General features: G+C 45.2%; 19 protein-coding genes, 2 tRNA genes and 3 rRNA genes. 13 read left to right on the plus strand and 11 right to left on the minus strand.

The genetic code is table 11. The annotated features are described in order from the left end of the window. Positions 1 to 90: 90 nt before the first annotated feature. Together sthA and AC121Z_RS03030 are read right to left on the minus strand one after the other, a co-directional pair. Positions 91 to 1515 carry a Si-specific NAD(P)(+) transhydrogenase gene (gene sthA, locus AC121Z_RS03025; RefSeq protein ID WP_498126566.1) on the minus strand — a complete coding sequence of 475 codons (1425 nt, stop codon included), beginning with the start codon at positions 1513 to 1515 and terminating at the stop codon, positions 91 to 93. 117 nt (positions 1516 to 1632) lie between these two features. Then, entirely contained in the window at positions 1633 to 2763 is a 1131-nt protein-coding gene (locus AC121Z_RS03030) for an acyl-CoA desaturase (protein ID WP_498126568.1), read from the minus strand. Between the two features lie 144 nt (positions 2764 to 2907). Between AC121Z_RS03030 and fabR the strand changes: the two genes are divergently transcribed. Then, positions 2908 to 3504: an HTH-type transcriptional repressor FabR gene (fabR, locus tag AC121Z_RS03035; RefSeq protein ID WP_498126570.1), complete on the plus strand. Its 597-nt coding sequence runs from the start codon at positions 2908 to 2910 to the stop codon at positions 3502 to 3504. 5 nt (positions 3505 to 3509) lie between these two features. On the opposite strand, the gene trmA is transcribed toward fabR, so the two are convergent. Next, the gene (gene trmA, locus AC121Z_RS03040; RefSeq protein ID WP_498126572.1) at positions 3510 to 4598 is read right to left on the minus strand and encodes a tRNA (uridine(54)-C5)-methyltransferase TrmA; all 1089 of its coding nucleotides are present in this window, start codon (positions 4596 to 4598) and stop codon (positions 3510 to 3512) included. A 128-nt stretch (positions 4599 to 4726) separates the two neighbouring features. Here trmA and AC121Z_RS03045 point away from each other — a divergent pair, with 128 nt between their 5' ends. Continuing rightward, positions 4727 to 6067, plus strand: coding sequence for a DUF5610 domain-containing protein (locus AC121Z_RS03045; RefSeq protein ID WP_498126574.1), 1341 nt, complete (start codon positions 4727 to 4729; stop codon positions 6065 to 6067). 54 nt (positions 6068 to 6121) lie between these two features. Here AC121Z_RS03045 and AC121Z_RS03050 read toward each other — a convergent pair whose 3' ends face one another. Next, positions 6122 to 6586 carry an RNA recognition motif domain-containing protein gene (locus AC121Z_RS03050; RefSeq protein WP_498126576.1) on the minus strand — a complete coding sequence of 155 codons (465 nt, stop codon included), beginning with the start codon at positions 6584 to 6586 and terminating at the stop codon, positions 6122 to 6124. Positions 6587 to 7069: 483 nt separating this feature from the next. Here AC121Z_RS03050 and AC121Z_RS03055 point away from each other — a divergent pair. The 5 genes from AC121Z_RS03055 (at position 7070) to rrf (ending at position 12325) form a co-directional block, all read left to right on the plus strand. Next, positions 7070 to 8602: ribosomal RNA gene (locus AC121Z_RS03055) — 16S ribosomal RNA — on the plus strand. 75 nt (positions 8603 to 8677) lie between these two features. Then, positions 8678 to 8753 (plus strand) — tRNA-Ala (locus AC121Z_RS03060). Between the two features lies 1 nt (position 8754). Beyond that, positions 8755 to 8831 (plus strand) — tRNA-Ile (locus AC121Z_RS03065). A gap of 310 nt (positions 8832 to 9141) precedes the next feature. Continuing rightward, positions 9142 to 12009 (plus strand): 23S ribosomal RNA (locus tag AC121Z_RS03070). A gap of 200 nt (positions 12010 to 12209) precedes the next feature. Further along, positions 12210 to 12325, plus strand: a 5S ribosomal RNA gene (rrf, locus tag AC121Z_RS03075). Together the 16S, 23S and 5S rRNA genes with 2 tRNA genes alongside form the textbook arrangement of a ribosomal RNA operon. A gap of 181 nt (positions 12326 to 12506) precedes the next feature. Here rrf and AC121Z_RS03080 read toward each other — a convergent pair. Together AC121Z_RS03080 and AC121Z_RS03085 are read right to left on the minus strand one after the other, a co-directional pair. Beyond that, positions 12507 to 13487, minus strand: a complete 981-nt coding sequence (locus AC121Z_RS03080; protein ID WP_498126578.1) for a catalase family peroxidase — start codon at positions 13485 to 13487, stop codon at positions 12507 to 12509. Positions 13488 to 13500: 13 nt separating this feature from the next. Further along, positions 13501 to 15372 (minus strand): GGDEF domain-containing protein, encoded by a 1872-nt coding sequence (locus AC121Z_RS03085; protein ID WP_498126579.1) that lies wholly within the window; start codon positions 15370 to 15372, stop codon positions 13501 to 13503. A 231-nt stretch (positions 15373 to 15603) separates the two neighbouring features. Here AC121Z_RS03085 and AC121Z_RS03090 point away from each other — a divergent pair, with 231 nt between their 5' ends. From AC121Z_RS03090 to AC121Z_RS03100, 3 genes are all read left to right on the plus strand, one after another. Next, positions 15604 to 16620 carry an MBL fold metallo-hydrolase gene (locus tag AC121Z_RS03090; protein ID WP_498126580.1) on the plus strand — a complete coding sequence of 339 codons (1017 nt, stop codon included), beginning with the start codon at positions 15604 to 15606 and terminating at the stop codon, positions 16618 to 16620. 87 nt (positions 16621 to 16707) lie between these two features. Further along, entirely contained in the window at positions 16708 to 17733 is a 1026-nt protein-coding gene (locus AC121Z_RS03095; RefSeq protein ID WP_498126582.1) for a patatin-like phospholipase family protein, read from the plus strand. Next, positions 17720 to 18184, plus strand: coding sequence for a hypothetical protein (locus AC121Z_RS03100; protein WP_498126584.1), 465 nt, complete (start codon positions 17720 to 17722; stop codon positions 18182 to 18184). Before AC121Z_RS03095 ends, AC121Z_RS03100 begins: the two co-directional genes overlap by 14 nt. An 11-nt stretch (positions 18185 to 18195) precedes the next feature. Here the strand turns inward: AC121Z_RS03100 and AC121Z_RS03105 are convergent, their stop codons facing one another. Together AC121Z_RS03105 and AC121Z_RS03110 are read right to left on the minus strand one after the other, a co-directional pair. Next, entirely contained in the window at positions 18196 to 18669 is a 474-nt protein-coding gene (locus tag AC121Z_RS03105; RefSeq protein ID WP_498126586.1) for a MarR family winged helix-turn-helix transcriptional regulator, read from the minus strand. A 130-nt stretch (positions 18670 to 18799) separates the two neighbouring features. Next, entirely contained in the window at positions 18800 to 19927 is a 1128-nt protein-coding gene (locus AC121Z_RS03110; protein WP_498126588.1) for a serine hydrolase domain-containing protein, read from the minus strand. 193 nt (positions 19928 to 20120) lie between these two features. On the opposite strand from AC121Z_RS03110, the gene AC121Z_RS03115 reads away from it, so the two are divergent. After that, positions 20121 to 20672 carry a YkvA family protein gene (locus tag AC121Z_RS03115; protein ID WP_498126590.1) on the plus strand — a complete coding sequence of 184 codons (552 nt, stop codon included), beginning with the start codon at positions 20121 to 20123 and terminating at the stop codon, positions 20670 to 20672. A gap of 305 nt (positions 20673 to 20977) precedes the next feature. After that, on the plus strand, positions 20978 to 21883 hold the full coding sequence (locus AC121Z_RS03120) for a transporter substrate-binding domain-containing protein (RefSeq protein WP_498126592.1): 906 nt from the start codon (positions 20978 to 20980) through the stop codon (positions 21881 to 21883). Between the two features lie 27 nt (positions 21884 to 21910). On the opposite strand, the gene AC121Z_RS03125 is transcribed toward AC121Z_RS03120, so the two are convergent. Next, on the minus strand, positions 21911 to 23677 hold the full coding sequence (locus tag AC121Z_RS03125; RefSeq protein ID WP_498126594.1) for a diguanylate cyclase: 1767 nt from the start codon (positions 23675 to 23677) through the stop codon (positions 21911 to 21913). Positions 23678 to 23880: 203 nt separating this feature from the next. Here AC121Z_RS03125 and AC121Z_RS03130 point away from each other — a divergent pair, with 203 nt between their 5' ends. Next, positions 23881 to 24474 (plus strand): zf-TFIIB domain-containing protein, encoded by a 594-nt coding sequence (locus AC121Z_RS03130; RefSeq protein ID WP_498126596.1) that lies wholly within the window; start codon positions 23881 to 23883, stop codon positions 24472 to 24474. Between the two features lie 46 nt (positions 24475 to 24520). On the opposite strand, the gene AC121Z_RS03135 is transcribed toward AC121Z_RS03130, so the two are convergent. Continuing rightward, positions 24521 to 25732 carry an IS256 family transposase gene (locus AC121Z_RS03135; protein ID WP_498128131.1) on the minus strand — a complete coding sequence of 404 codons (1212 nt, stop codon included), beginning with the start codon at positions 25730 to 25732 and terminating at the stop codon, positions 24521 to 24523. Between the two features lie 176 nt (positions 25733 to 25908). Further along, positions 25909 to 26625 (minus strand): Crp/Fnr family transcriptional regulator, encoded by a 717-nt coding sequence (locus AC121Z_RS03140; RefSeq protein WP_498128132.1) that lies wholly within the window; start codon positions 26623 to 26625, stop codon positions 25909 to 25911. Between the last annotated feature and the right edge of the window lie 59 nt (positions 26626 to 26684).

Raw genomic sequence — 26684 nt, forward strand, 5'->3', positions numbered from 1 at the left:
TATTACCCAATAGCAACTTTCAGCACCGCTTATTGCAGGCCGTTCGCATACAAAGTTTTGCGACTATTTATCTCGTGTGTTTAAGCGTGATTAGAATACCCGATTTAGTCCATTCAATGCTGCGACACGATAGGCTTCTGCCATCGTAGGGTAGTTAAAGGTATTATTAACGAAATAATCAATACTATTTCCTTTACCTTCTTGCTGCATAATCGCTTGTCCGATATGCACAATTTCTGATGCACGTTCACCAAAGCAATGTATACCGAGCACTTGCTTGGTTTCGCGGTGGAACAGAATTTTAAGGCTGCCCACTAAGGTTGACGCGATCTGCGCTCTTGCCAAGTGTTTGAACTGTGCCCGGCCTACTTCATAGGGAACTTTCATCGCGGTAAGCTCTTGCTCGGTTTTACCCACAGAGCTGATTTCTGGGATCGTATAAATACCGGTTGGAATGTCTTCCACTAGGCTTGCATGACTGGCACCATCGAGCATGGCTTCGGCCGCGAAACGCCCTTGATTATAAGCGGCGGATGCCAGGCTCGGATAACCAATAACATCGCCAACGGCATAGATGTTTTCTATGTCAGTTTGGTAATGTTCGTTGACCGCTAATTGCCCACGTGAGTCAGATTTTAAGCCAACATTTTCAAGCTTAAGCATGTCGGTATTGCCGGTACGTCCATTCGCGAACAATAAACAATCCGCTTTCATACGCTTACCGGATTGTAGGTTCAGGATCACACAATCGTCGTGAGTTTCGACTGACTCATAGGCTTCATTATGGCGGATAACAACGCCGTTATTCCATAGGTGATAGCTGAGAGAATCTGATACTTCAGCATCAAGAAAAGAGAGTAAACGTTCACGCATATTAACCAAATCAACTTTAACTCCCATGCCCCGAAATATCGAGGCATACTCAGACCCAATGACTCCCGCACCGTAGATTATGATGGTCTTGGGATCATGCTTCATCGACAGTATGCTGTCTGAATGGTAAACCCTCGGATGAGTGAAATCGATATCGTCTGGCGTATATGGACGAGAGCCTGTAGCTATGGCGACTTGGTTAGTGGTTACTTTATCAATGGACCCATCGGGTTTTCTAACTTCGATAGTATGTGCGTCAATAAAACTAGCTTCACCGTGGATCAAAGTAACGCGATTGCGACTATAAAATGATGAACGCAATTGTGATTGCTTACGGATAACACCACTGGCGTGCTGCATAATGTCGCTAAACGTCAATGTTTGAATCGTGTTTTCGTTGAAAAGTGGCGTGCTGTTGTATTCTACCAAGCGGCTTACGGAATGGCGCAATGACTTTGACGGGATGGTGCCCCAATGCGTACAACCGCCGCCTACTGATTCATAGCGCTCGACGACGGCGACTTTTTTCCCAGCCTTGGCCAACTGCATAGCAACACCTTCACCACCAGGACCAGTGCCAATGACCACGGCATCAAATTGGTAAGAACTAGTTTGAGACTCAGTTTTTTTGCTTTTTCCCATGATCATCAACATGTTAATTGTTTGCAGATAGTCTAGTTGACTTTGCACATAAGAAAAAGGCTTGCGTAATGAATCAGCAAGCCTTTAGATAAACTACAGTCGTCCAGCTAGGTTGAGTTATGCCATTTGCATATATTGTAAACGATGAATGGTGAGCCATTTTTCTTTCTGGATCGCCAATGTTTGTTTCAGTTCCTTGTATTTGTACATAAGCTCTAAACCGTCTAACGAGCGTTGTAAATGACGCTTTTTAATTGCGACTAAGCGCTTCTTAGTCGCGTAGTACTCACCCATTTTTTCAATTAACACGTTATACTCACGCTCGATCAGCGACAGCATCTCTTCCGCATTTGGCAACTGTGCCACCTTGCGTTGAGCATATTGTAGTTGCATTTTTGCTTTTGCCTTTTCGATACGCTCTTCTGGCGTTCTGCGCAAATCCCATGTTAAGCCAATGAAGGATAGCCCACGAATGAGCCACTTTGTTGGATCGTATTGCCACCATCGGATCCCATTCCGATAATCGTACTCGAAAATGTGGTGATAATTATGATAACCCTCACCAAAGGTAAATAGGGCTACGATGCCATTGTCTCGGGCAGTATTCCCATCGGTGTAAGGTTGTTTACCCCAAATGTGTGCTAATGAATTGATGAAAAAAGTCACGTGATGTACCGCAACCAATCTAAACACGCCGGCCAAAATGATCATGCCAAAAATCGACCCATTTAACCAACCTAAGAATCCCGTGATACCAAAATTCGCAACAAACACTATCGCCAGATAATGTTTGTGTTGCCACATCACAATAGGATCTTTTTGTAGATCACGGCAATTCTCATAGTTATCGTAACGATGTGCTTGATACTCGCGTAACATCCACCCCATGTGTGAGTACCAGAAACCGCGTTTAGCAGAATATGGATCCTTGTCGTTGTCATCAACGTGGCGATGATGAACACGATGGTCTGAAGACCAATGTAAAATACTGTTTTGCACAGCCATCGCGCCACCAACAGCCAGAATCCATCGTACTATAGGGTGAGCTTGATAGGTCTTATGTGACCAGAGGCGATGATAACCAGCCGTAATCGAAATCCCGGTAAAGAAAAATAGAATGACAGTGGTGACGATTTCTGCGGCATTGAAGCCAACAAAGTAAGCCCAGAGTGGCGCGACAAGAAAGGCGATAGCTCCAGTGATGATAAATACAGCAATGTTTAACGGGATAAGAGGTGGTTTTTTCATGATAAAATTTTCGGCGTACAACTGTTCGCTGATTTTACGTCAATTTTAGAATTGTGCAACCGATTCAAATAATGCTCGCTTGGAACATTGCTCAATATAGGTAACAATAATCGATTATTAACACCAAAAATCGCGAAGAAAGCCTTGAGCAGACAAGAACAAAAATTAAAGACTCGCCAAAATATTGTGAATGCTGCGTTTAGTCTGTTAGATGAAAATAGGAGCCTGTCTGCGATCAGTTTGCGCGAAGTGGCGCGCGCGGCAGGTATCGCGCCGACGAGCTTTTACCGCCATTTTAAGGATATTGATGATTTAGGTCTGACACTGGTTGATGAAGCGGGTCTGGCATTACGTCAATTAATGCGTCAAGCACGGCGCCGGATCGAGTCAGGTGGTGGCGTTATTGATACGTCGGTGAATACATTTCTAGAGTTTATTAGCGCCAATACCAATGTATTTCGACTATTGTTGCGCGAACATACAGGGACGTCAGCAGCATACCGGACCGCGGTGCAGCGCGAGATCCAGCATTTTATTGAAGAATTAACCGACTATATAATTGAGGTTCAGAACATAGAGCATTCGTTGGCATATCTGCAAGCTGAAGCTATGGTGAAGCTAGTCTTTAGTGCCGGCGCAGAAGCGTTAGAGTCTGACCCTACGTTGCGAGTTGCAATCGGCGAAAGGGTCAAACAACAATTGCGCTTTATCCAGAATGGCGCGAGAGCTAAAACCAGCTAGGCTGTTTAGCGTTTTCGAAGAACCATGCCACATTCTAGGTGGGGGGTGTAAGGGAACTGGTCAAAAACAGCAAAAGCCTCTACTTCGTGGGATTTGCGAAGTTCCTGCAAATTGGCTTTAAGTGTCATTGGGTTACAGGAAATATAAATCACACGATCAAACCCTTGTACCAGCGCCAACGTCTCATTATCTAGCCCACTGCGTGGCGGATCAACCAGTACAGTATTAAAAGTGAAGACGCTGAGATCGATATCGCCTAAGCGCTTGAACTGTTGCTCACCGCGCATAGCCTGAGTAAACTCCTCAGCTGATAAACGTACAATCTGAACGTTGTTAAGTGCATTTTTTTGGATATTAAATTGCGCAGCCTCAACCGACGGTTTAGCTATTTCGGTACCAACTACGTGGTTAAAATGTTCGGCCAAGGGCAGGCTGAAATTACCCGCGCCGCAATAAAATTCAACCAAATCACCTTCGACGTCAGCACAATGTTTTTTTGCCCACTCAATCATATGGCAATTGACTTCAGCATTAGGTTGCGTAAAGCTATTCTCTATGTGTTTGAAGGTATACGACTGATTATTAATGGTAAGCTTTTCAATAACAAAGTCATCACCGATAATCTCCTTTTGCTTACGCGCCCGGCCAATGATGCTAACTTTACCTAACTCACCAAGCGCTTCGCGCAGTTGAGTCGCTGCTGCATGCCATTCATCATCTAGTGGTTTGTGATAAAGCAAACTAATCACCAGTTCACCAGACAGGGATGAGAGATAGTCAATTTGAAACAGCTTTCTGCGTAAACTATCGACAGGCTTGAGATAGTTGATCAGCAGTTCCATCGCGTGATTAATCAATTCACATGCGGGAAGAAAACTATCGACGCGGTATTTTTGCTTGCTCTGCTGATCAAACATGATGTGGTATAGGTCGTCGCCATCATGCCAAACACGAAATTCAGCCCGCATTCGATAGTGCTGGGGAGGAGAGCGAAAAATCTCTAGCTCTGGCAATGCAAACTCGGCGAAGGCACCGCGTAAATCTGCAATTTTATCTGCAAGTTGTTGTTCATAGGTGCTTGGGTCAATGTGCATTACAATATAACTGATTATTCAAAAGCCATATTGTAACGTTTTACGTGGTAGTGCGCAGTAGTTTAAAAAAACACTAAACTATATTTTAGACCCGCCGATAAGAAGTCGAGGATAGAGAGGTATCGAAAATGAACTTTGGCGAAATAAAGGCTTTTCATAGCGAACAGCCGCAATCGGCAAAACCACGTGACGCACTGAATAAGCAGCTTCAGGCCGAGGGTTTAAAGCAGGCGGCAAATTTTCAAGCCGCGCAGGTAGCAAATAGCACCGGCGTGTCAATCAGTGTATTGAGCTCACAAACGACCGTTGGTTTGAAGATATACAGCGGGTCAATGCAGCAAAATGTTGTGGTTAACGACGAAAAGGCGGCGCAAGCAACAACCTTTGATAAAGATAAACCGGCTTCGATGTTCGACTTTGAGAAAGTCGCTGAGAATGTGATGCGCTTTGTTGGAGGTGTTATCAAAGGCGCGGCACGCAGTGGTGCTGATGAAGCCAAGTTAGCCAGTTTGTTCGAACAAGCACGCTCGGGTGTAGCCAAAGGCATTAAGATGGCTGAGCAGGATATCGGTGGATTAATGAACGATGAAATTGATCAAGGCATCAATAGTAGCCGTCAACTGATTGCCCAACGTATTGCTGAACTTGAACAACAATTGATGCGACCTGATGATGCGTCAGCTGAAACTGTATCCTCTTTAACTCAGTTAACTGCAAGCCAGGAAAACAATGGTAGTCTTGTGATCCGCACCAAAGAAGGTGATGAAGTCACCTTGACGTTCCGCGATTTGCAAAGTGTAGCCTATCTAAATGAAACGTCATTTACACGTTCGGTGAACGATGCGCAAACAGAGGCCGCCAGTCAAACAAATGCAGCAGAACAGCAGGCGTCTGAGCAACAATCTTCTGGCAGCGTTCAATCTTTTAGCGAATCCTTGCAAGCGAAAACCCTAGAGTTTTCTGGTTACAGTATTCAAATCAAAGGGGAGCTAAATGAAAATGAGCTTGCCTCTATTGCTGATCTCGTTACCAATGCCAATGACTTAGCCGATACATTTTATCGCGGAGATATTGAAACCGCTTTTAATCAGGCGCTTGAATTAGGCTATGATAAGCAGGAGTTGGTTGGTTTCGCACTGCAGCTAAATCGGATTGAACAGACGCAAGTGGTGCAAGCTTATGACTATGTACAGCATTATAAGGACAATAGTGGGGTAGATTCTGAGAAAGAAAAATCCACTAAGCCTGTGGCGCAATATATTGATAAAATGCTAAACGTGTTAGATAAGGCGCAGCAAAAGCTGCAGGGCCCTGAAGACTACAACACGATGATCAATGGCATCATTAATGAAATGAAAGATGTCCAAGTACCTGATTTGGTGCAGGCGATAAACCGCTTTCACACCTTCAATCAACAATTACTTGAGGCCTTACCAAAGTCGGACTCAGCTGCAGTGAGTAATCAATAAAAGAAAAGGCTGGTTATGACCAGCCTTTTTCGTGCACATCATTTAGCAGTGGCCTTAATGGGCTACTTTATCTTTGGCATAACGGACTTTCAGTGTTCGGTCTTGGAATACCGAATCATTTAACTTATTGATGGCTTTGCTTACATCATTAGAAATCACTTCAACAAAACCGTACCCTTTGCGCTTTCCAGTGCGCTTATCTTTCATTAACCGAACAGATTGTACAGTTGCATGAGCTTGAAAATACTCTTTGACAGCATCTTCATTAGCGCGGTACGGCAGGTTGCCTACATATAATGTAGTAACATCGGCAGTAGTTTCTGCAGAATCCGCTGTGAAAGATGTCGCTTTTCTACTAAAGAGTTGGGCGATGGAAGGAGTGAGAAGACCGGCGACTAGGACGAGGGCCGCTAATACGCTGTTAGTTGAGGCAACTGTGATAAGATAATCAGCAGTAAAGAAGGTGAATACTGCTAGGGCGACTGCCACTATCACGCAGTGAAAAAATTTAACGTTCATAGCTTTACCTTTTTTTATTATGTATACGTAGATAAAAAGCACTAGTTAGTCTACTGAACTCCAGCTTAGAAGCAAATCAGATTCTATCTAACGCTGTCTGATAACGGAATAAAGTGTAAAAAATAAGCGTTAATGCGCAAAATCCTGCTTAACCGACAAAAAAGCCAAAAAAACAGTTGACGTTCAAATTCTTCGACGTAGAATGCGCACCTCGCTTCGGGGGGCTATAAAGCAAAACGAAACGAACCGTGACAAGCAAGCAAAAAACTTTGCTAACTTTTTTAAAAAGATGCTTGACACAGCGAATAAACAGCGTATTATTCGCATCCCGCTTGAGGAGAGTCACTAAGGCGCCTTAAGCTGCAACGAAAGTTGCTTTGTTCTTTAACAATTTATAACAAGACAATCTGTGTGGGCACTCGTTAAGAGTGTCACAACGACAATTTATTTTTAGTTTCTATTCGTAGAAACGACGCAAGTATTCAATTGAAGAGTTTGATCATGGCTCAGATTGAACGCTGGCGGCAGGCCTAACACATGCAAGTCGAACGGTAACAGGACTAGCTTGCTAGTTGCTGACGAGTGGCGGACGGGTGAGTAATGCTTGGGAATTTGCCTTTAGGAGGGGGATAACCACTGGAAACGGTGGCTAATACCGCATAATGTCTACGGACCAAAGGGGGCTTCGGCTCCCACCTATAGAGAAGCCCAAGTGAGATTAGCTAGTTGGTGAGGTAAAGGCTCACCAAGGCGACGATCTCTAGCTGTTCTGAGAGGAAGATCAGCCACACTGGAACTGAGACACGGTCCAGACTCCTACGGGAGGCAGCAGTGGGGAATATTGCACAATGGGGGAAACCCTGATGCAGCCATGCCGCGTGTGTGAAGAAGGCCTTCGGGTTGTAAAGCACTTTCAGTTGTGAGGAAAGGTTAGTAGTTAATACCTGCTAGCTGTGACGTTAGCAACAGAAGAAGCACCGGCTAACTCCGTGCCAGCAGCCGCGGTAATACGGAGGGTGCAAGCGTTAATCGGAATTACTGGGCGTAAAGCGCACGCAGGCGGTTTGTTAAGCTAGATGTGAAAGCCCCGGGCTCAACCTGGGATGGTCATTTAGAACTGGCAGACTAGAGTTTTGGAGAGGGGAGTGGAATTCCAGGTGTAGCGGTGAAATGCGTAGATATCTGGAGGAACATCAGTGGCGAAGGCGACTCTCTGGCCAAAGACTGACGCTCATGTGCGAAAGTGTGGGTAGCGAACAGGATTAGATACCCTGGTAGTCCACACCGTAAACGCTGTCTACTAGCTGTGTGTGTATTTAATACGTGCGTAGCGAAGCTAACGCGCTAAGTAGACCGCCTGGGGAGTACGGCCGCAAGGTTAAAACTCAAATGAATTGACGGGGGCCCGCACAAGCGGTGGAGCATGTGGTTTAATTCGATGCAACGCGAAGAACCTTACCTACACTTGACATGCAGAGAACTTTCCAGAGATGGATTGGTGCCTTCGGGAACTCTGACACAGGTGCTGCATGGCTGTCGTCAGCTCGTGTCGTGAGATGTTGGGTTAAGTCCCGCAACGAGCGCAACCCTTGTCCTTAGTTGCCAGCATTCAGTTGGGCACTTTAAGGAGACTGCCGGTGACAAACCGGAGGAAGGTGGGGACGACGTCAAGTCATCATGGCCCTTACGTGTAGGGCTACACACGTGCTACAATGGTATGTACAGAGGGAAGCGAGACAGTGATGTGGAGCGGACCCCTTAAAGCATATCGTAGTCCGGATTGGAGTCTGCAACTCGACTCCATGAAGTCGGAATCGCTAGTAATCGCAGGTCAGCATACTGCGGTGAATACGTTCCCGGGCCTTGTACACACCGCCCGTCACACCATGGGAGTGGGATGCAAAAGAAGTAGCTAGTCTAACCTTCGGGAGGACGGTTACCACTTTGTGTTTCATGACTGGGGTGAAGTCGTAACAAGGTAACCCTAGGGGAACCTGGGGTTGGATCACCTCCTTACCTTAAAGTCGATGGACGCACTTGATGCAGTGCTCACACAGATTGTTTTGTTATGAAAAGAACGACCATACTTATGGGGCTATAGCTCAGCTGGGAGAGCGCCTGATTTGCATTCAGGAGGTCAGCAGTTCGATCCTGCTTAGCTCCACCACAGGCTTGTAGCTCAGCTGGTTAGAGCGCACCCCTGATAAGGGTGAGGTCGGCAGTTCAAGTCTGCCCAAGCCTACCATTTTCTGATGTTTGATTGGTACGGGTGGTAAGTGATCGGTGGTTGTTAGGTAAGAGCCTTAATGAATGATGAGAATTATTGATTAAGGTTTTTTTAAGCCTTGAATATGTTCTTTAACAATTTGGAAAAGCTGATATTAATTTAATCCAAGAGTAACTGATTGAATTGTTATTTTATTAAATGACGGTTCTTTCAAGCGAAACTTGTATGGGTATGAGTAAAATCATACGCGATTAGCGATTGTCACGTTACAGCCTGGCGCGAGCCACTGATAGTCTGGAGTCAAAAGGCAGACATATTAGGGTTGTATGGTTAAGTGACTAAGCGTATACGGTGGATGCCTTGGCAGTTAGAGGCGATGAAGGACGTGTAAGTCTGCGAAAAGCTGTGGTGAGCTGACAAAACGCATTTGAGCCACAGATGTCCGAATGGGGAAACCCACCGCTTCGGCGGTATCGTTAAGTGAATACATAGCTTAACGAGGCAAACGAGGGGAACTGAAACATCTAAGTACCCTTAGGAAAAGAAATCAATTGAGATTCCCCTAGTAGCGGCGAGCGAACGGGGAGCAGCCGAATCTATTTGAATTAGCAGAATGTGTTGGGAAGCACAACGATACAGGGTGATAGTCCCGTATGCGAAGGTTCAAGTGGGTCATATTAAGTAGGTCGGGACACGTGTTATCTTGACTGAAGATGGGGGGACCATCCTCCAAGGCTAAATACTCCTAACTGACCGATAGTGAAGTAGTACCGTGAGGGAAAGGCGAAAAGAACCCCTGTGAGGGGAGTGAAATAGAACCTGAAACCGTATACGTACAAGCAGTGGGAGCCCTTCGGGGTGACTGCGTACCTTTTGTATAATGGGTCAGCGACTTATATTTAGTAGCAAGGTTAACCGTCTAGGGGAGCCGTAGCGAAAGCGAGTGTTAACTGCGCGTTTAGTTGCTAGGTATAGACCCGAAACCCGGTGATCTAGCCATGGGCAGGTTGAAGGTTGAGTAACATCAACTGGAGGACCGAACCCACTAACGTTGAAAAGTTAGGGGATGACTTGTGGCTGGGGGTGAAAGGCCAATCAAACCGGGAGATAGCTGGTTCTCCCCGAAATCTATTTAGGTAGAGCCTCGGACGAATTCCATTGGGGGTAGAGCACTGTTAAGGCTAGGGGGTCATCCCGACTTACCAACCCTTTGCAAACTCCGAATACCAATGAGAACTATCCGGGAGACACACGGCGGGTGCTAACGTCCGTCGTGGAGAGGGAAACAACCCAGACCGCCAGCTAAGGTCCCAAAATATTGCTAAGTGGGAAACGATGTGGGAAGGCTAAGACAGCTAGGAGGTTGGCTTAGAAGCAGCCACCCTTTAAAGAAAGCGTAATAGCTCACTAGTCGAGTCGGCCTGCGCGGAAGATGTAACGGGGCTAAGCAATATACCGAAGCTGCGGCAGCGTACTTGTACGCTGGGTAGGGGAGCGTTGTGTAAGTGGATGAAGGTGTGTTGAGAAGCATGCTGGACATATCACAAGTGCGAATGCTGACATGAGTAACGATAATGGGGGTGAAAAACCCCCACGCCGGAAGACCAAGGTTTCCTGTCCCATGCTAATCAGGGCAGGGTAAGTCGGCCCCTAAGGCGAGGCAGAAATGCGTAGTCGATGGGAAACGGGTTAATATTCCCGTACTTATATAATCAGTGATGGGGGGACGGAGAAGGCTAGGCCATCGTGGCGTTGGTTGTCCACGTGAAAGTGAGTAGGCTGGAAACTTAGGTAAATCCGGGTTTCTAAGGCCGAGACACGAGACGAGTCACTACGGTGACGAAGTGGTTGATGCCCTGCTTCCAGGAAAAGCCTCTAAGCTTATGATTATATGAACCGTACCCCAAACCGACACAGGTGGTCAGGTAGAGAATACTAAGGCGCTTGAGAGAACTCGGGTGAAGGAACTCGGCAAAATAGTACCGTAACTTCGGGAGAAGGTACGCCCCTGTTAGTGAAGGACTTGCTCCGTAAGCTGATGGGGGTCGCAGTGACCAGGTGGCTGGGACTGTTTATTAAAAACACAGCACTGTGCTAAATCGAAAGATGACGTATACGGTGTGACACCTGCCCGGTGCCGGAAGGTTAATTGATGGGGTTAGCGTAAGCGAAGCTCTTGATCGAAGCCCCGGTAAACGGCGGCCGTAACTATAACGGTCCTAAGGTAGCGAAATTCCTTGTCGGGTAAGTTCCGACCTGCACGAATGGTGTAACCATGGCCACGCTGTCTCCACCCGAGACTCAGTGAAATTGAAATTGCTGTGAAGATGCAGTGTACCCGCACCTAGACGGAAAGACCCCGTGAACCTTTACTACAGCTTGGCACTGAACATTGACCCTACATGTGTAGGATAGGTGGGAGGCTTTGAAGCGTTGTCGCCAGATGACGTGGAGCCGTCCTTGAAATACCACCCTTGTATGTTTGATGTTCTAACATTGCTCCGTTATCCGGAGTGTGGACAGTGTCTGGTGGGTAGTTTGACTGGGGCGGTCTCCTCCCAAATAGTAACGGAGGAGCACGAAGGTTAGCTAATCACGGTCGGACATCGTGAGGTTAGTGCAATGGCATAAGCTAGCTTAACTGCGAGACAGACACGTCGAGCAGGTACGAAAGTAGGTCATAGTGATCCGGTGGTTCTGAATGGAAGGGCCATCGCTCAACGGATAAAAGGTACTCCGGGGATAACAGGCTGATACCGCCCAAGAGTTCATATCGACGGCGGTGTTTGGCACCTCGATGTCGGCTCATCACATCCTGGGGCTGAAGTCGGTCCCAAGGGTATGGCTGTTCGCCATTTAAAGTGGTACGCGAGCTGGGTTTAGAACGTCGTGAGACAGTTCGGTCCCTATCTGGTGTGGGCGTTGGATGATTGAGGGGAGCTGCTCCTAGTACGAGAGGACCGGAGTGGACGAACCGCTGGTGTTCGGGTTGTTTTGCCAAAGGCATTGCCCGGTAGCTACGTTCGGAACGGATAACCGCTGAAAGCATCTAAGCGGGAAGCCGGCCCCAAGATGAGTCATCCCTGGACGTAAGTCCTGGAAGGGTTGTTATAGACGATGACGTTGATAGGCAGGGTGTGGAAGCGTTGCAAGGCGTTAAGCTAACCTGTACTAATTGCCCGAGAGGCTTAACCATACAACACCTAATGTGTTTGTGGTGACAATCGTAAGACCATACAAAACGCGCTCTTAGATTAAAGATATCAGTGATTCCGAATAGTTAAGATTTAAGTAAGGCTGACTTAGCATACTCCTCGAGAGTACTGTGAGTCCTCCTTGCGCAAATGTCACGATGAAAGCTTCGCAATCATCATGAATTTGCACCAACAGTTTATGTCTGGCGACAATAGCGACGTGGTACCACCTGAATCCATTCCGAACTCAGAAGTGAAACACGTTAGCGGCGATGGTAGTGTGGGGCTTCCCCATGTGAGAGTAGCACATCGCCAGACTCCCATTCTAAAAAACCCAGCTTCGGCTGGGTTTTTTGCTTTATGCGCCTCATTACCATAAGTACCTACACAGAATGAATACTGTTATGGCGCAGGCCAAATAGATAGTTGTTAAGGATCGTGGATTACAAAATAAGGGCTATTATATTTGATAGCCCTTTTATATTTTGAGTAATGTGAATTACTGTCCCGATAGGCGTTTACCAAACGATATTGCATAAGCGGGTGAACGCATTTTAAGAACGGGGTCTTCACTGGTGGCAAAGCCGGCACTGACCACATTTGGGTCGAAATTGATCGGCGTACATGCATCACCACCCACTGCAGTAAGTGTTAATTGACCAAACTCTATGGTTTCTCTTTCCGATGGCCAAGCTTGTGATGGATCGGTTGTTGTATCCTCTGGTAATCCCAATGTAGCGTGGATAGTGAACGCTACTTCGCCGGCATCAAATTGTTGCTGTAAGTGGTCGCTTAAGAATAGTTCAGGGAGAGTTTGCTTTTCCTCTTGCGTCAGTAATCGCTCGCCGGAATTCGGCGTTGTATGCCATCTAAATACCTGGCGTTCGCCATCGTTATTGACAAAATAAAATGCATGTAAGCCAAAATATTTTGAGTGTCCATAAGAGAATGGTGGGGGCGTCATTTGTTGCCATTGAGCTAACGGTTGAGTGCTGGGGTGCGTAGCAATATAGGCTCCGACTTTTTGGTAATCGACCACACCTTCTGCGTTAGGTAGTAGATTTTCAAGTAAGCCGAAAAATGTAGCAGGATCCTTTGCGGCAAATACTGGTGTGCTGTTTCCCACAATATGATGTTTGGAACCATCAGGTAGGGTTATTTGGATTGCCATACCCCGCGCTCCATTAGACCGTTGATCAGCATTCGGATTCCCACTACCCATCGAGAATCGAACTGTGGCAGGCAACGTTTCTTGGCTAAAAAGCGCGGAGGTGCTGTATTTAGTTAGCATTTGATTTGGCATAAATGTCGCTGACGCACAAATACCATTTGCATGCGCTCTGCGGAGCCCTTTGTGTTGCCCGCCGAGCTTTTCAAAGAGTTCAATAAAGTCGTTTGGGCTAGGCTCAGCGCTAGCATTGCTAAGCGGTGCAAGGCTAAATGCGCCTGCGATTAACAGTGCGGTTGGTGCGTACTGCATTTAAATTCTCCTGTTATCTGAGTTGTTCGACTTGGACTATACAATCCCGGCCATTATGTTTAGCTTGGTATAAGCCTTCGTCTACGCGACGCAATACTTCCTCAAGGGTTGTTTGGTTATCGACCTCTAGGACACCGATTGAGACTGAAAATTTCCAATCTTCAATGCTTAATTGACTCGGGATTGCTTTTACAGCCTGGGCAAAATTTTCTAATCTTTGTTGGGTATCGGTAATGTTTGAACGTGGGAATATGAATAGAAACTCTTCACCACCAATGCGGCCAAGCACGTCAGAGTCTCTAAAAGTAGCACGCGAATACTCACCGAATTGTTGCAGAACAGCATCGCCAGCGGAGTGACCAAACGCGTCATTAAGTTGCTTAAAGTAGTCTATATCAATCATGGCAATAGTAAGCGGGTCATTGTAGCGATGTGCAAAAGACATTAAATTTTCAAGACTCTCAATGACAAAATGTCTCGAATAAAGCCCTGTAAGGGAGTCATGATGGGCTAATTTTTCAAGTCTGGACTTCGTTCGTTTACCATTAAAATACAACACCAATAGCACTATACAAATAACAATGACGAACAGGGTAGAAATAAGCCAAAGTAATTCACGCTGATTTTTAGCGACAAGGAGAGCTTGTTGTCTTTCATTTTCAGCGCTTAACAATGCATTCTCTGCAGTCTGTTTATCGAGTTCAAATTCGGCTCTAATGCGCTGAAATTCGCTTTCACTTTGTTGTTCACGGTAATCAGTGGCTAGCTTCTGAGTTTCCGTCAATAGTTCATACGCTGCCTGATAGTTACCTAAAAGACTTAAAATCTGAGCCTTCTTTTGTTGCGCATCGATTAAATGTGGGCGCATCGACTCACCGGTGACATAGCCTAAAGCAATGTCTACGTTTTCTAGGGCGCTTTGGTAGTCTCTGGCCTTGATTTCAATGTCGGTAAGGATCATGTACGAATTCAGCATCATGTAAGGATTGTATGTATCTGAAAATATGTCGATTGCCCGAGTCAGTAATTTACGTGCTTGCTCAAAGTCTGCTAATTGAGTGTAAACAGAAGCCAACTCTTTAAGCGTGTAAGCTTCACCCTGCGGATCATTTATTTTTTGTGACAATTGCAACGATTCAGTTAAAACAGCTCTTCCTTTATCAAGCTCACCTAATGACTTGTACGCTCTCCCTAAGCCATAGGTTGCATTGCTTAACTCTAACCATTTGTTTGAATTTCGATAGTAGTTTGCAGCAATTTCAAAGTACCTCTTCGCCTCTTGATTGTCGCCGCGGTATTCGTAGACCAGCGCAATAAATGATGCAATATGGGGTTCAGGAAAGGTATTGGCGTATCGACTGAGTTGCTCGGCGTGCTGAAAACTCGCAAGTGCTTGGGTGTAATCCCCCAAGGTTAGATTGAGCAAACCGTCGGTAATTACAGCTTCTTGTAATAACGCAAAATCAGCTTGTTGTTCTGCCCACGCTAACACCTCTTTGACTAATTCGGTCCCCTCTTCAGCTTTACCTGCAAGATCCAGTGCATTAGCTTTAGCGAGTGTTAATTGATAATACAGCCAGGGTTGCTGCACTTTACTGGTTAGCGTCAGGCCCTGTTCTGCATGCCATAACGCCTGATCTGCCTTGACTTGTGCATAAAATGCCTGACTGAGTAGATATAACCATTCGGCACTCGTTGGACCTGTGGTTGCTGCGGTTGAATTCAATGAGCGCAATTGCAACATTGCGTGTTCTATGACTCCGTTAGGATTGGTTTCTAGCTGGTCAAGTTGATGCTTTATTACACTCGGCCACGCGCGAATTTGAGTCGTGTTCGTTGGAGTAATGGTTGGCGCATTAGATTCACTTGCTAATATCTGTTTCACGTCAACGACGAATGCTATTACAAAGAGCAAAACAAATGCGATATTGCGCTGGATGATATACAAATTGGACGGCCTAAAAAACGGTTTTTTGATCACAAATTCGATATCGAAAGCATAGTCTGTTTATCGCTAAGAGGGCAATAAATCGGATCAATAGTTGTGAATCACAATCGATGAATTGTTATTTATAGTTTTTGTGGTTTCATGAGGTTTCTAGCGTAAGGGGTCTGCATGATTAGTGTATATGACGGTATACAACCGCCAGCAGAAGGTAAATTAGTCGAATTAGCACCTGGTGTAATGTGGCTGCGGATGCCATTGCCATTTGAGTTAGACCATATCAATCTCTACCTGATCGCTGACGGTGATGCTTACGCAATTATCGATACTGGCGTGCATGATCAAGCTACGATGGCATTGTGGGAAGTGCTTATTGCTGATTATTCTTTGCGAATTTCTAAGGTTATTGTGACTCACATGCATCCGGACCATATTGGTAATGCTGGGTGGTTGACAGAAAAATTCCGTGTACCGTTGGCCATGAGTTTCGGAGAATACTTTTCTGCACGAAGTATTCGCGCAGGAGCGTCTGGCGCTGATCCTTGGATTGAAGAGCAGTTTATGCAGCGTTGCAACCTGCCGCGCGAATATATTCAACGAGCGCTTTCGAATCGTCAGGGCTTCTCGAGTGTAGTCAGCCCCATTCCAACTAGCTTTGAACGACTCGACGAAGGACAAATGTTGGTGTTGGGAGATGCACAGTGGCAAGTACTGGTTGGTCGAGGCCACTCTCCTGAGCATGTATGTTTGTATTGTGCAGAAAAGGGCTTGTTACTTTCAGGTGATCACGTATTGCCGGAAATTTCTCCGAATATTGGTGTGTACAGCACAGAGCCAAAAGCAAACCCTCTTGCGCACTATTTACGCACGCTTCAAGCATTCAATAAGTTGCCTGCAGATACATTTGTTTTGCCATCACATCGGAAGCCATTTTATGGCTTGCACGACAGAATAGACGCGTTAGTTAAGCATCACCAAAACCAGTTAGATCGGTTATGCGAATTTTGTCAAATACCCCGCACTCTCGATCAGTGCTTGCCGCAATTATTTAATCGCCCATTAAGCGGGCAAGCCATGTTTTTTGCCAATGCTGAAGGCTTGGCACATTTAAATTACTTAATCGCGTCTGAGCAAGTCAGCAGTGAATTATCTGACAGTGGAGCTTACCTTTATCAAACTCGAGTTTGAATTTTTTAAGCGGCGCTTAAACTGGTAGTTTCGAGCGCTTGAACTATTCTAATAGTTACTTTTACCTCTGCGGGATAATGGACATCCATGAGCAAGCTTATCTTATCGTTGGACGGTGGCGGTATCCGTGGCGCCGCAACAACACAATTTCTATCTCACGTGGAAGCCGAGCTCTTCAAGCAAGCCCAAAAGACCTTGCGAGATTGTGTCGACTTTTATGCGGGCACTAGCACCGGCAGTATCATTGCCCTTGCGTTGGCAACAACTCGCTTGAGCATGGCTGATATTAACCAGTTATATAGTGTTGAAAACGCGAAGCATATTTTTAGTGAAAATCGGGGGTGGTTTGAGATTGATGGTGTTAATGCGCCAAAATACTCCGCCAAGGGCAAGCGAGCGGTGCTAGAGACCAACTTTGCGGATGCGAGGTTACAAGATGTAGAGCCAGACAAGCATGTGCTTTGTGTGACTTATGGGATCGAAAAGCGTCGTCCGTATGTGATTAAAACAACAAAGCCAGCGCATGGCCAATTGCTGTCAGCTGATGTAGCAGATGCATCAAGCGCGGCACCTACATTTTTTCCGACCAAAGCCATGCGTCTTGAAGATAATGAATTTGATAGCTGGTTAATTGATGGTGGTGTTATTGCGAATAATCCAACCATGTGTGCGATTGCCGAAGCTAGACGTTGTTGGCGGGATTCTGATCTCAATGATTTCCGCGTGATATCGGTTGGAACAGGTTTTCGAACACGCAAGCTGAATGGCCCGGAATCTCAGCATTGGGGGGCGTTACAGTGGATGACAAAGGGCAATATCATTGATATTTTGTCGGATGAAATGGTGGTGGGTTATCAAGCGATAACCATGGTTGCAAATGGTAAGTACATTCGCGTTAATTCACAGTTAACTCATCAACCCGGTTTGCCTAACCCAGCAGATGATGCAATGGATGATGTGAGTGCAGGTAATATCGCTAAGTTAAAACAAATGGGCGATTTCTGGTATGCACGTTATGGTCAAGCGGTTGTTGAAATGCTGCTCGATCAATATACTGGAAAATCACTGGATCGTATTGATGTGAAAACAGGACTGCCGATTGTCTTTGCATAAAACAACAACGTTTCAACGTCATGGTGATTTTGTCACACGCCGTAGTGGACAATTGTTATTGTTTTCGGGCCGCGGCCCTTGGAACGATCAAACTATGCGTTTTGGCTCAAGGGATATGGCTGGATATATTCAACAGTTCGATCACAAACGGCCGTGGGCACAAATTAGTGCTTTGTATGGTGAAAGTTTGATGCCACCGAGCACTTTTGACTCCTTTGTGAAACACACGATCATCCGTAAGCAAATTGGGCTGGAAGCGCTTTCAGTGGTTATTCTCGACTCAAATGTAGCATTAACAATTAAAGCACAATTACGCAGCGCTTATGAAGTCGCCGAACTAGAGCCGCGATTTTTTGATTGCATTGAAAGCGCAATAGAAAGTCTCGCTCAAGACCGATACAGCTATGATTTAGGTTACGTGCAAGAATTTTTTAGAAAAAATCAGTTCTGAACGTGAAATACCTATTTATCAGCAATATTTCCTACTTCTAACACTGGAGATGCATCGATATCTTCAGCATCCATCATACTGGCTATACGTTGCAGAGTAGCCACCATTTGGCTTTGTTCCCATTCTTTTAGTTGGGCAAAACGGTTGGTAAAATGCTCCTGAAAAGGTAAGGGTGCATCCAACAAAATGGTTGTGCCTGAGTCGGTTAAAAATAGTCCGACTTTACGCTTATCTTCGGTACTCCGGACCCTTTGTACTAGAGCTTTACTCTCTAGGCGATCCAGAATACTGGTCACAGTTGCTGGACTTAAATTGATGTTTTCAGCGACTTGACGCACCATGATGCCTGGTTGCTTACCTATGTTTTGCATAACCAGCAGTTGAGGCCCGGTGAGACCGACATCCCTGCTGAGTTGCTTTGAGCGCAGATCAATCGCACGGATCACTTTGCGTAACGCGACTAATAGCTCTTCGTCTTTCTGCATAGCGGTTCTTCTTATCTAGACACTGACTGCATAACAATTATCTGTTGATACAACCATGACAATACCTTTCACGTGAGAATATGATTGTTGGTGGTCTGTGTCCATGAATTCTAAAACTTTAACTAGAAGACTAGTTACAAAATGCAGCACTAGCAACCTCAAAGCTAAGACCACTGCCCTGCCAAAGGTAACCCCACTCAGTTTCTTGGTAATTTGAAAACATGATTAATGCAGATTTTTCTTCAGGTAGCATGAGAATTTTTACCATGGAGCCCATTAAATAACCTTGTCGTTCAACCCATCGCATAGGTGTTTTGCAGCCAGCTAATGGAACGGTGTATCCCCAAACAGATAGTGCCACGTAACCGAGCTCTGGAACTCCGGTTTCAAATTCTGTGCGAAGGCTTTGTTGCTGCATAAATGCACCGTTAAAATAATGAATGATAAGTTTGACCAAATCTGAAGATTTGCCAATTACACCAGCATGGGCTGACAAAGCTGAAAGCCGTAATCCTTGATCCAGAACTATCCCTGCAGCCGTTCCTTTGACCTCAGAGTCGCGATCAGGTGAAGTCACTAGGTTGACTGATGGAAGTGACAGCCGTTGATTGATCTGAGTATTGACCAACTGAGCAAACGACATTCCTGTTACGGCAGAGAGAACATCGGCAATGACCATAAAGTCACATCCGTTATATTCGAATTTTTCTCCAACTGGAAAGACAGCAGGCCCGTAGCAATACGCTTTATCGGGTTGGTCTTGCATTTCCCACAGCAATAAACCTGAATTCGGGTCCTTGGCAGAATAGTAAGGGTTAGCAATTCCTGATGTGTGGTTGAGCAAATGCCTGAGTGTTACAGTCTGCATGTGGACAGGTAATTCACTGAGCCAATCGGTGATCGGTGTGTCTAGCCTCAAATTGCCGCGCTCAACTTCTTCCATTACTAGCAGTCCCGCAAGCATTTTAGTTACCGAAGCCCAGCGCCATTCCTGATCTAATGTATGCAGTGTATCAGCGTTAACACTGCGGCGACCATAAGCCTTTGCGTGCACAACTTCAGCGTTTCTGATCACCCATATTTCCCCAGCAAAACTTCCATTTTGAACATGATCTGAGATTGCTTCATCGACAGTGGGAAGGCTATTTGCTAACAGTGCGATTGCGGGCAATGACTGCAAAACAGTTAATAGGATGGCTATCGAAGCCAAACGCTTGGTGTAGCAAGAAAATTGCAAATTCATCTTTTTAAACAACATGCGCAATCGTCCCCAAGGTAATAGCTTTGCAAAGGTGAGTAGTCGCAAAATCGTCTGACAAGGTTTACTATGACATACACTAATCGAGCATAATTTATTATGACGAGTCGATTTCGTTACTTAGCGTCTGTAAACTCGCATAGATATAGCATATGCTTAGCTTTCAAATAATACATTAAAAAGGGAATCACGCATGTCTTTAGATATTAATATTGAACTCAATGAAAGTGATCTAGAGCATTTTAAAAGCTTAATGACAGCTGCCATAGAGAAGGCAAAAGACCTTCCAGCCGATACAATTATTGCTCGTGCGCAAGAGATGTGCGTTGAAATGGAGCAAGCAAGGGTTCCTGATTTTGTAGCCAAACGTTTAGTTTCTCTCGAAATGTTGATCCAGGCAGTACAAGATGAAGACTGGCAAATGCCAGAAGACGAACGGATTGAAGTGTTAACCTCATTGGCTTATTTTGCCGAGCCGCATGATCTAGTGCCAGATAGTATTCCTGGTCTGGGGTATCTTGATGATGCAATTATGATTGAGTTAGTTATCCGTGATTTGTCTGAAGACTTAGAGGCATATCAAGCATTTTGTGCATACCGCATTACAGAAACAAATCGCAAAGGCGCAGACTCTAGTGTTGATAGAGCCTCATGGCTGGATGATAAACGTAGCGAATTACGCTCACGCTTGCGTCGTAATAAGTCAACAGCAGGTCGCCGTAGAGTATTTTCCCGTATCATGTAGATTCTGTTCATACCGACTCTATGTTGCCGGCACCTTAACATGCTTGTTGGGTGCCGTTACTTCTTTTCCTAAAGCCCCCCCAAATTTTATCATCAGCCAATTATCTACACCCAATAGCAAGTGAGCGAGCAGTCGCGCTAGTAATAAGCAAAAAACAACTTGTTCAATATTTTTTGCCAAACCTTACCGGTGTTTTTTTGCCAGCAAGCGAAGCATCGACTATACCTTTAACTATCGATAGAAAATTAAGCGTCTGTGAATTGGAGTTAGCGCGTGCAACCATGCAGTAGTTTTCGGGATCACTAATGCTTATTAGTAAGCGAATTAGATGTTTATTGGTGAGCATCACGATCATGGTTTGCCAAGGCGTTGTTGTCGAGCCAGCCTACGCTTTAAATTCAGCTGATCCATTGTTGGACAATTACACCCTTGTATTACCGCACTCACCCAACCGTAATTCGCGTAATCGATATGTTGAAGAGCTTCTCCAGCAAGCCCTAAAAACTCAAGGTCTCGCAGTAACGTTTGAGTATTATCCGTTTCCGACTAACATTAAGCGCACCATGCTGCTTATGGGGGATGATGCTCAAATAGATGTCACATGGTTGCCAGCTACGCATGAATACGTCAATACACTTTCCTACGTGACTTTGCCGTTGTATCAGGGACTGCACGGCATTCGATTATTGCTGATCCACCGCGACAACCAGCAACGTTTTTCAACGGTGAATTCAATCGATGATCTAGCCCAGTTAATCGGGCTTCAGCACCAATCGTGGTCTGATACTGGTGTATTGTTGAGCAATGGATTATCGATTAATCAGGAACTTGATTATGACAACATGGTGCGCGCTATTGGCACGAAAGTGGCCGATTACTTTCCCCGTTCAGCAATGACAATTCAATATGAGCAGGAAAAAGCACAGCAACAGGGAATTGTTATTGAGCCGCATCTAGCACTCGTGTACCCCAGTTATTATTTGCTTTTTGTGTCAGATAAATCTCCAGGGCTTAAAGCCAAGTTACAACTTGGGATTGATAAATTGATTCAAGAGCAGCAATTTATGCCAATTTTTGAAAATTATTTTAAGGCGCGCTATCAAGGTCTGGATTTAAGTCAGCGTAAAAAGCTCTTTCTGCAAAATAATGATATTCCACAAGAGTTAGTAACCGCGTTAAATTCGCGCTTGATTTTTGGTACAGAAAACTAATGTCAAAGAGTTATAATTCCAATAAGCCTATAAACATTCAGCTCGGTCTCTACCACTTTCTTTAGCCGTGTACAGCGCCATGTCAGCGCGATGGATCATTTGCTCAAGGCTGGTTTCGCTAAGTGCTTTATTCTGATAGGTGCTTTGGACAGTGCCGCTGATCCCAAAACTAGCAGTAAGACTGATCGATGCTTCTTCTGTGAGTATTTGCATTGCCGCTATTGATTCACGTAAGTTGTTGGCGACTTTAATGGCTTGTGTTTGATTTGTTTCAGGCAATAAAATCAGAAACTCCTCTCCCCCCCAACGGGTTAATAAGTCACTCTTGCGGATCCCTAGTTGGAGTATCTCTGCAACTGAACGTAAGACTTCATCACCGGCGGTATGGCCATATTGATCATTAATTTGTTTAAAATAATCGATATCAACCAGAATAACTGCAAGGTCATGTTGTTGCCTGACGTGCTGCAACCAAAGTTTTTGCGTGATTTGTTCAAAACCGCGCCGATTATATACTCCGGTTAAACTATCGACACGCGCGTACTGTTGTGCGAGTTGTTTGGCGATTTCAGCTTCACGGAACCTTTGTGCAAGCAGAAACGCCAAACACACGGCTTCAAATGACATGCCTACTTCGATTAGTTTAAATGTGACATCATTGTAGGGTAGCAGGCCGGCAACAGCGCCGGTTGATATGCAAATACAGGCCGCTGCAGTCAGCGAGCAAAGTAAGAAGAGCTTCGCGGCCTTTATTTTATGTTTGTATGCTTGTAGCCCAATGGCGATAAACAAAAACACAAAACTAGTATTGAGGATAAAAGCCAGAAGGAGAGACAGGGTTAGATTATTGAGAAACGCGCCCAATAGCATACCTGCCGGAATAAAAACCGTCACAGCAATGGTTAGTTTGTCGAGCCGCGGCGCGTAAGCTCTCGTATTTAACAGTACGCGAGCAAAATGTAATCCAGCAATTGAATAGGTGATCATTAAAAAGATATCGAGCCAATCTTGGAAATAAGGGCCCCAATCGGGTGTGAACCACGCATGTAATTGGCCTGTGTACGATAAACTATTAACCACGAAACCTAACAGATACAAGGCATATAGGCCGAACTCGTTGCGCCGAATACTGTAATAAATAATTGCATTGTAGAGTGCTAGTGCAATCATCAAACCATAAAGAAAGCCGTATTGATATCCCGCTGACGCATCCCGTTGACTGGCTAATTCAGACTCAGAGATGCGAATAGGCAAAGCCATAGGGCCTACCGTTTCTACTCGTATATAGATTTCCGAAGTGCCCTGAGGAAAGTCTGTTTCAAAAGCAAAGAATCGATATTGCATGGGGCGTTTTTCAAAAGGCAAAGCATCGCCACCAACCCTATGTTTTAGGATTTCGTCAGCATGCACTATCCATGCATCGATATGGTCTAGCCATGGTGTCTCGACGCTCAGTCGGTATATGTTTTCAAGCTGTGCAGGGTTATTAACGACTAATTTTAGCCACACGGGATCAACACTAATGCCAAGCGATATTGATGACCCCCCACCGACATTATGCGGTTCTTGAGCAAATATTGCTTTTGCTTCATGCAGGGACAATCGTCGGTCGGATTCTTGAAAATAGGTAACGTATTGGCCTGCGGTTAGTGCTGTATCTTCGTTTAAATTGAGTACTGACTGAGCGAGAGCATGTGTTTGACATAGCAGCAAGCCAATAAGGCAAGTTATTAAAAATGCCCAGCTTTTCTTGCCATTGGCCCTAAAACAGGCGGTTAAATTTGTTTGCTTCACGACTACATTACCGCATATTGACTGTGCCCAAGCACTTCTGTATTTGGCAAAAATGTGCGCCAGATTGCAAGCGATTTATGGTTTACGTATAAAGCCTTTCATGTTGGGTATTGTTATCTATTCATGCGTTTTGAATATGTTGTAAAGCCTATTGCTGACTTGATGCTAATATTATCGATAAATTTTCATCAGTGGGCAGCATAATGGATATTTCAAAATGCACATCCTGCAGCCATGAGGTCAAAGGGCTCAGCCGCGTATGTCCTTTGTGCAATGGTGGAATGAAGCTGGTGGTGAAGGATGGTCCGCGCACGTGCCCGCGCTGCTCGATTCCGTTGACGATTCACCAATATAATCATCATGACCTTGATACCTGTTCAGATTGCGAAGGTATGTGGATTGAACCGGAAACATTCCGCGTATTAACCACTGAGTATGATGTCTACCGCGACGATACAGTTGATCCCAAATATTACCGGCCAGGACAGCATAAGTCGGAGGGTTACCTACCTTGTGCGTGTTGTTCAAAATTAATGATTAGAAAAAACTACAAGGCGATTTCTGGGGTGATGATAGATTTGTGCGTGAACTGTGGCGTTTGGTTGGATAAAGATGAATTGGCGCAAATTCGTAGCTTTATTGCCAGTGGCGGTTTGGATCGCGCGCAAGATAGGGACATAGAAAAGCAGGGGCAGTCTCTGCGAGAGCTCGACAATCGCGTCTCAGATTTAGAGTACATGGACAAAATGCTGAATCGCTTCAATGCACGTCATTGGTTATACAAGTACTTGCGATAGCACATCGGGATGCAGGAGCCTGTAACAGATTCTGTGTAACTGCCATTTAGTTAATGTGCTTTTCGAGGCGCTCCTCGAACTCAATCATAAAACGGCTCATTGCCTGACGCCAGTTTCGAATGGGCATCGTCCATTTCTTGCTGGCGTCTTTGATCGCAAGGTAAACCATTTTTCTTGCAGAATCATCACTGGGGAAGATTTTCCGCTTCTTGATGGCTTTACGGATCACGCTGTTGAGCGACTCAATCGCGTTGGTTGTGTAGATGGCCTTGCGTATATCTTCAGGGTAATTGAACAGCGTATTCAGATTTTGCCAATGGTTACGCCAAGACTTGGCGATTTGTGGGTACTGGTCGTCCCAGGTATCGCTGAAGCGTTCCAGTTCAAGCAAGGCTTCGTCCTCAGTCGCTGAACGGTATACACGCTTTAAATCAGCGGTTACGGCTTTGTAATCCTTCCACGAAACGTACTTTAATGAATTTCGAACCATGTGAACGATACAGAGTTGGATATGCGTTTGAGGGAAGACCGTATTAATTGCATCAGGAAAGCCTTTCAGACCATCCACGCACGCGATGAGAATATCTTCAACACCTCGCTGCTGAAGTTCAGTCAGGACGTTTAACCAGAACTTGGCACCCTCGTTCTCAGCTATCCACATGCCCATCAGCTCTTTGTGGCCTTCAGTATTGATACCCAGCGCCAAAAAGATGGATTTGTTGATGACTCGTTTGTCTTGCCGGATTTTGATTACGATACAATCCAGATAAACAATTGGGTAAATTGCATCCAGTGGGCGAGATTGCCACTCAATCACTTGTTCGATAACGGCATTGGTCACACGAGAAACCAGTGTGGGTGATATCTCTGCGCCATACCATTCATCAAAGGCGTTGACGATTTCTCGGGTGCTCATGCCTTGCGCATATAACCAGAGAATTTTATCGTCCATGGACGTGAAACGAGTTTGGTGCTTTTTGACGAGTTTGGGTTCAAAAGAGCCATCACGGTCGCGAGGCGTATCAAGTTCAAACTCGCCATCTTCGGTTTTAACCCGTTTGCTGCTTTTCCCGTTGCGGCTGTTTGTTGCGGTCGATTTATGGTGTTTCTCATAGCCAAGATGTTCATCCATTTCAGCGTTCAACGCCGCTTCAACGGTGATCTTCTTCAACATCTGACTAAATTCATTTAAGTCCTCAGGCGTTTTAATGCCTTTGGCCGCTTCCTTTGCGAAAGCTTCAAGCTCTTTTTTGTTCATTTGCATCTGCCAATCCTTAACTCTCAATAGAGTATGATGTGATTAGCAGTTACACAAAATTAGTTACAGTCTCGGATGCAGTAGTTTCCAAAGGCGATGCTCACATCCCCGTTGAACCCCGACGGCTTTTTAATCGTCCGCCGAACCGTTGTTAGGTTATTTATTGATAGCGAGATTTAATATCTCTCAAGTCTGTCCGTTTCCTTTCTGACAGTCGCATAACATTCACAACAAAGAGAGGTTAGCTGCTTTCTATCCAGCACGGTGATATGCCCTCGACTATATGTGATGACACCTAGTCTTTGTAGTTTGCCAGCGGCTTCGGTTACTCCTTCACGCCGAACGCCAAGCATGTTGGCAATCAATTCTTGGGTCATTACCAGCTCATCACCTGATAAGCGATCCAGAGACATGAGTAACCATCGACAGAGTTGTTGGTCAATAGAGTGATGGCGGTTGCAGACTGCCGTTTGGGCCATTTGAGCGATTAGGCCTTGTGTATAAATTAATAAAACCATGCGTGTCGACTGATCATTATTAAATTCATAAACTAAAGACTTCGCTGGTAGCTGGTATGCGAAACCAGCGCTTTGCACAATTGCACGATTCAGCATACTTTCACCGCCCATGAAGACGGCTATTCCCACAAGGCCATCTTTCCCAACCATAGAAATCTCAGCTGATGAACCATTTTCCATTACAGATACCAGTGAAACTATGCTATCAATCGGAAAATACACAACGGACTCATTTTGGCCAGCCTCAAACAGCACTTCCCCTAATGTTAATTTTACCAACTTAAGTTGAGGGAATACTCTACACTTGCTGTCGTCAGAGAATGCTTTAAGTAATTTATTGTCTGATGAATTAAAGCTTTTGGTTACATTAAGCATTCCACTTTGGCCTATGTGCTTTAAGTCCATTACAACACTTACTTGCCCCAATTACTTGA

Source organism: Alteromonas sp. DYW1 (assembly GCF_059752595.1).

Excerpts from the sequence above, each read along its gene's own strand:
- sthA (WP_498126566.1), bottom strand. The coding sequence starts at position 1,515 with ATGGGAAAAAGCAAAAAAACTGAGTCTCAAACTAGTTCTTACCAATTT.
- AC121Z_RS03030 (WP_498126568.1), bottom strand. The coding sequence starts at position 2,763 with ATGAAAAAACCACCTCTTATCCCGTTAAACATTGCTGTATTTATCATC.
- trmA (WP_498126572.1), bottom strand. The coding sequence starts at position 4,598 with ATGCACATTGACCCAAGCACCTATGAACAACAACTTGCAGATAAAATT.
- AC121Z_RS03045 (WP_498126574.1), top strand. The coding sequence starts at position 4,727 with ATGAACTTTGGCGAAATAAAGGCTTTTCATAGCGAACAGCCGCAATCG.
- AC121Z_RS03050 (WP_498126576.1), bottom strand. The coding sequence starts at position 6,586 with ATGAACGTTAAATTTTTTCACTGCGTGATAGTGGCAGTCGCCCTAGCA.
- AC121Z_RS03080 (WP_498126578.1), bottom strand. The coding sequence starts at position 13,487 with ATGCAGTACGCACCAACCGCACTGTTAATCGCAGGCGCATTTAGCCTT.
- AC121Z_RS03090 (WP_498126580.1), top strand. The coding sequence starts at position 15,604 with ATGATTAGTGTATATGACGGTATACAACCGCCAGCAGAAGGTAAATTA.
- AC121Z_RS03095 (WP_498126582.1), top strand. The coding sequence starts at position 16,708 with ATGAGCAAGCTTATCTTATCGTTGGACGGTGGCGGTATCCGTGGCGCC.
- AC121Z_RS03105 (WP_498126586.1), bottom strand. The coding sequence starts at position 18,669 with ATGCAGAAAGACGAAGAGCTATTAGTCGCGTTACGCAAAGTGATCCGT.
- AC121Z_RS03110 (WP_498126588.1), bottom strand. The coding sequence starts at position 19,927 with ATGTTGTTTAAAAAGATGAATTTGCAATTTTCTTGCTACACCAAGCGT.
- AC121Z_RS03115 (WP_498126590.1), top strand. The coding sequence starts at position 20,121 with ATGTCTTTAGATATTAATATTGAACTCAATGAAAGTGATCTAGAGCAT.
- AC121Z_RS03120 (WP_498126592.1), top strand. The coding sequence starts at position 20,978 with ATGCTTATTAGTAAGCGAATTAGATGTTTATTGGTGAGCATCACGATC.
- AC121Z_RS03130 (WP_498126596.1), top strand. The coding sequence starts at position 23,881 with ATGGATATTTCAAAATGCACATCCTGCAGCCATGAGGTCAAAGGGCTC.
- AC121Z_RS03135 (WP_498128131.1), bottom strand. The coding sequence starts at position 25,732 with ATGAACAAAAAAGAGCTTGAAGCTTTCGCAAAGGAAGCGGCCAAAGGC.
- AC121Z_RS03140 (WP_498128132.1), bottom strand. The coding sequence starts at position 26,625 with ATGCTTAATGTAACCAAAAGCTTTAATTCATCAGACAATAAATTACTT.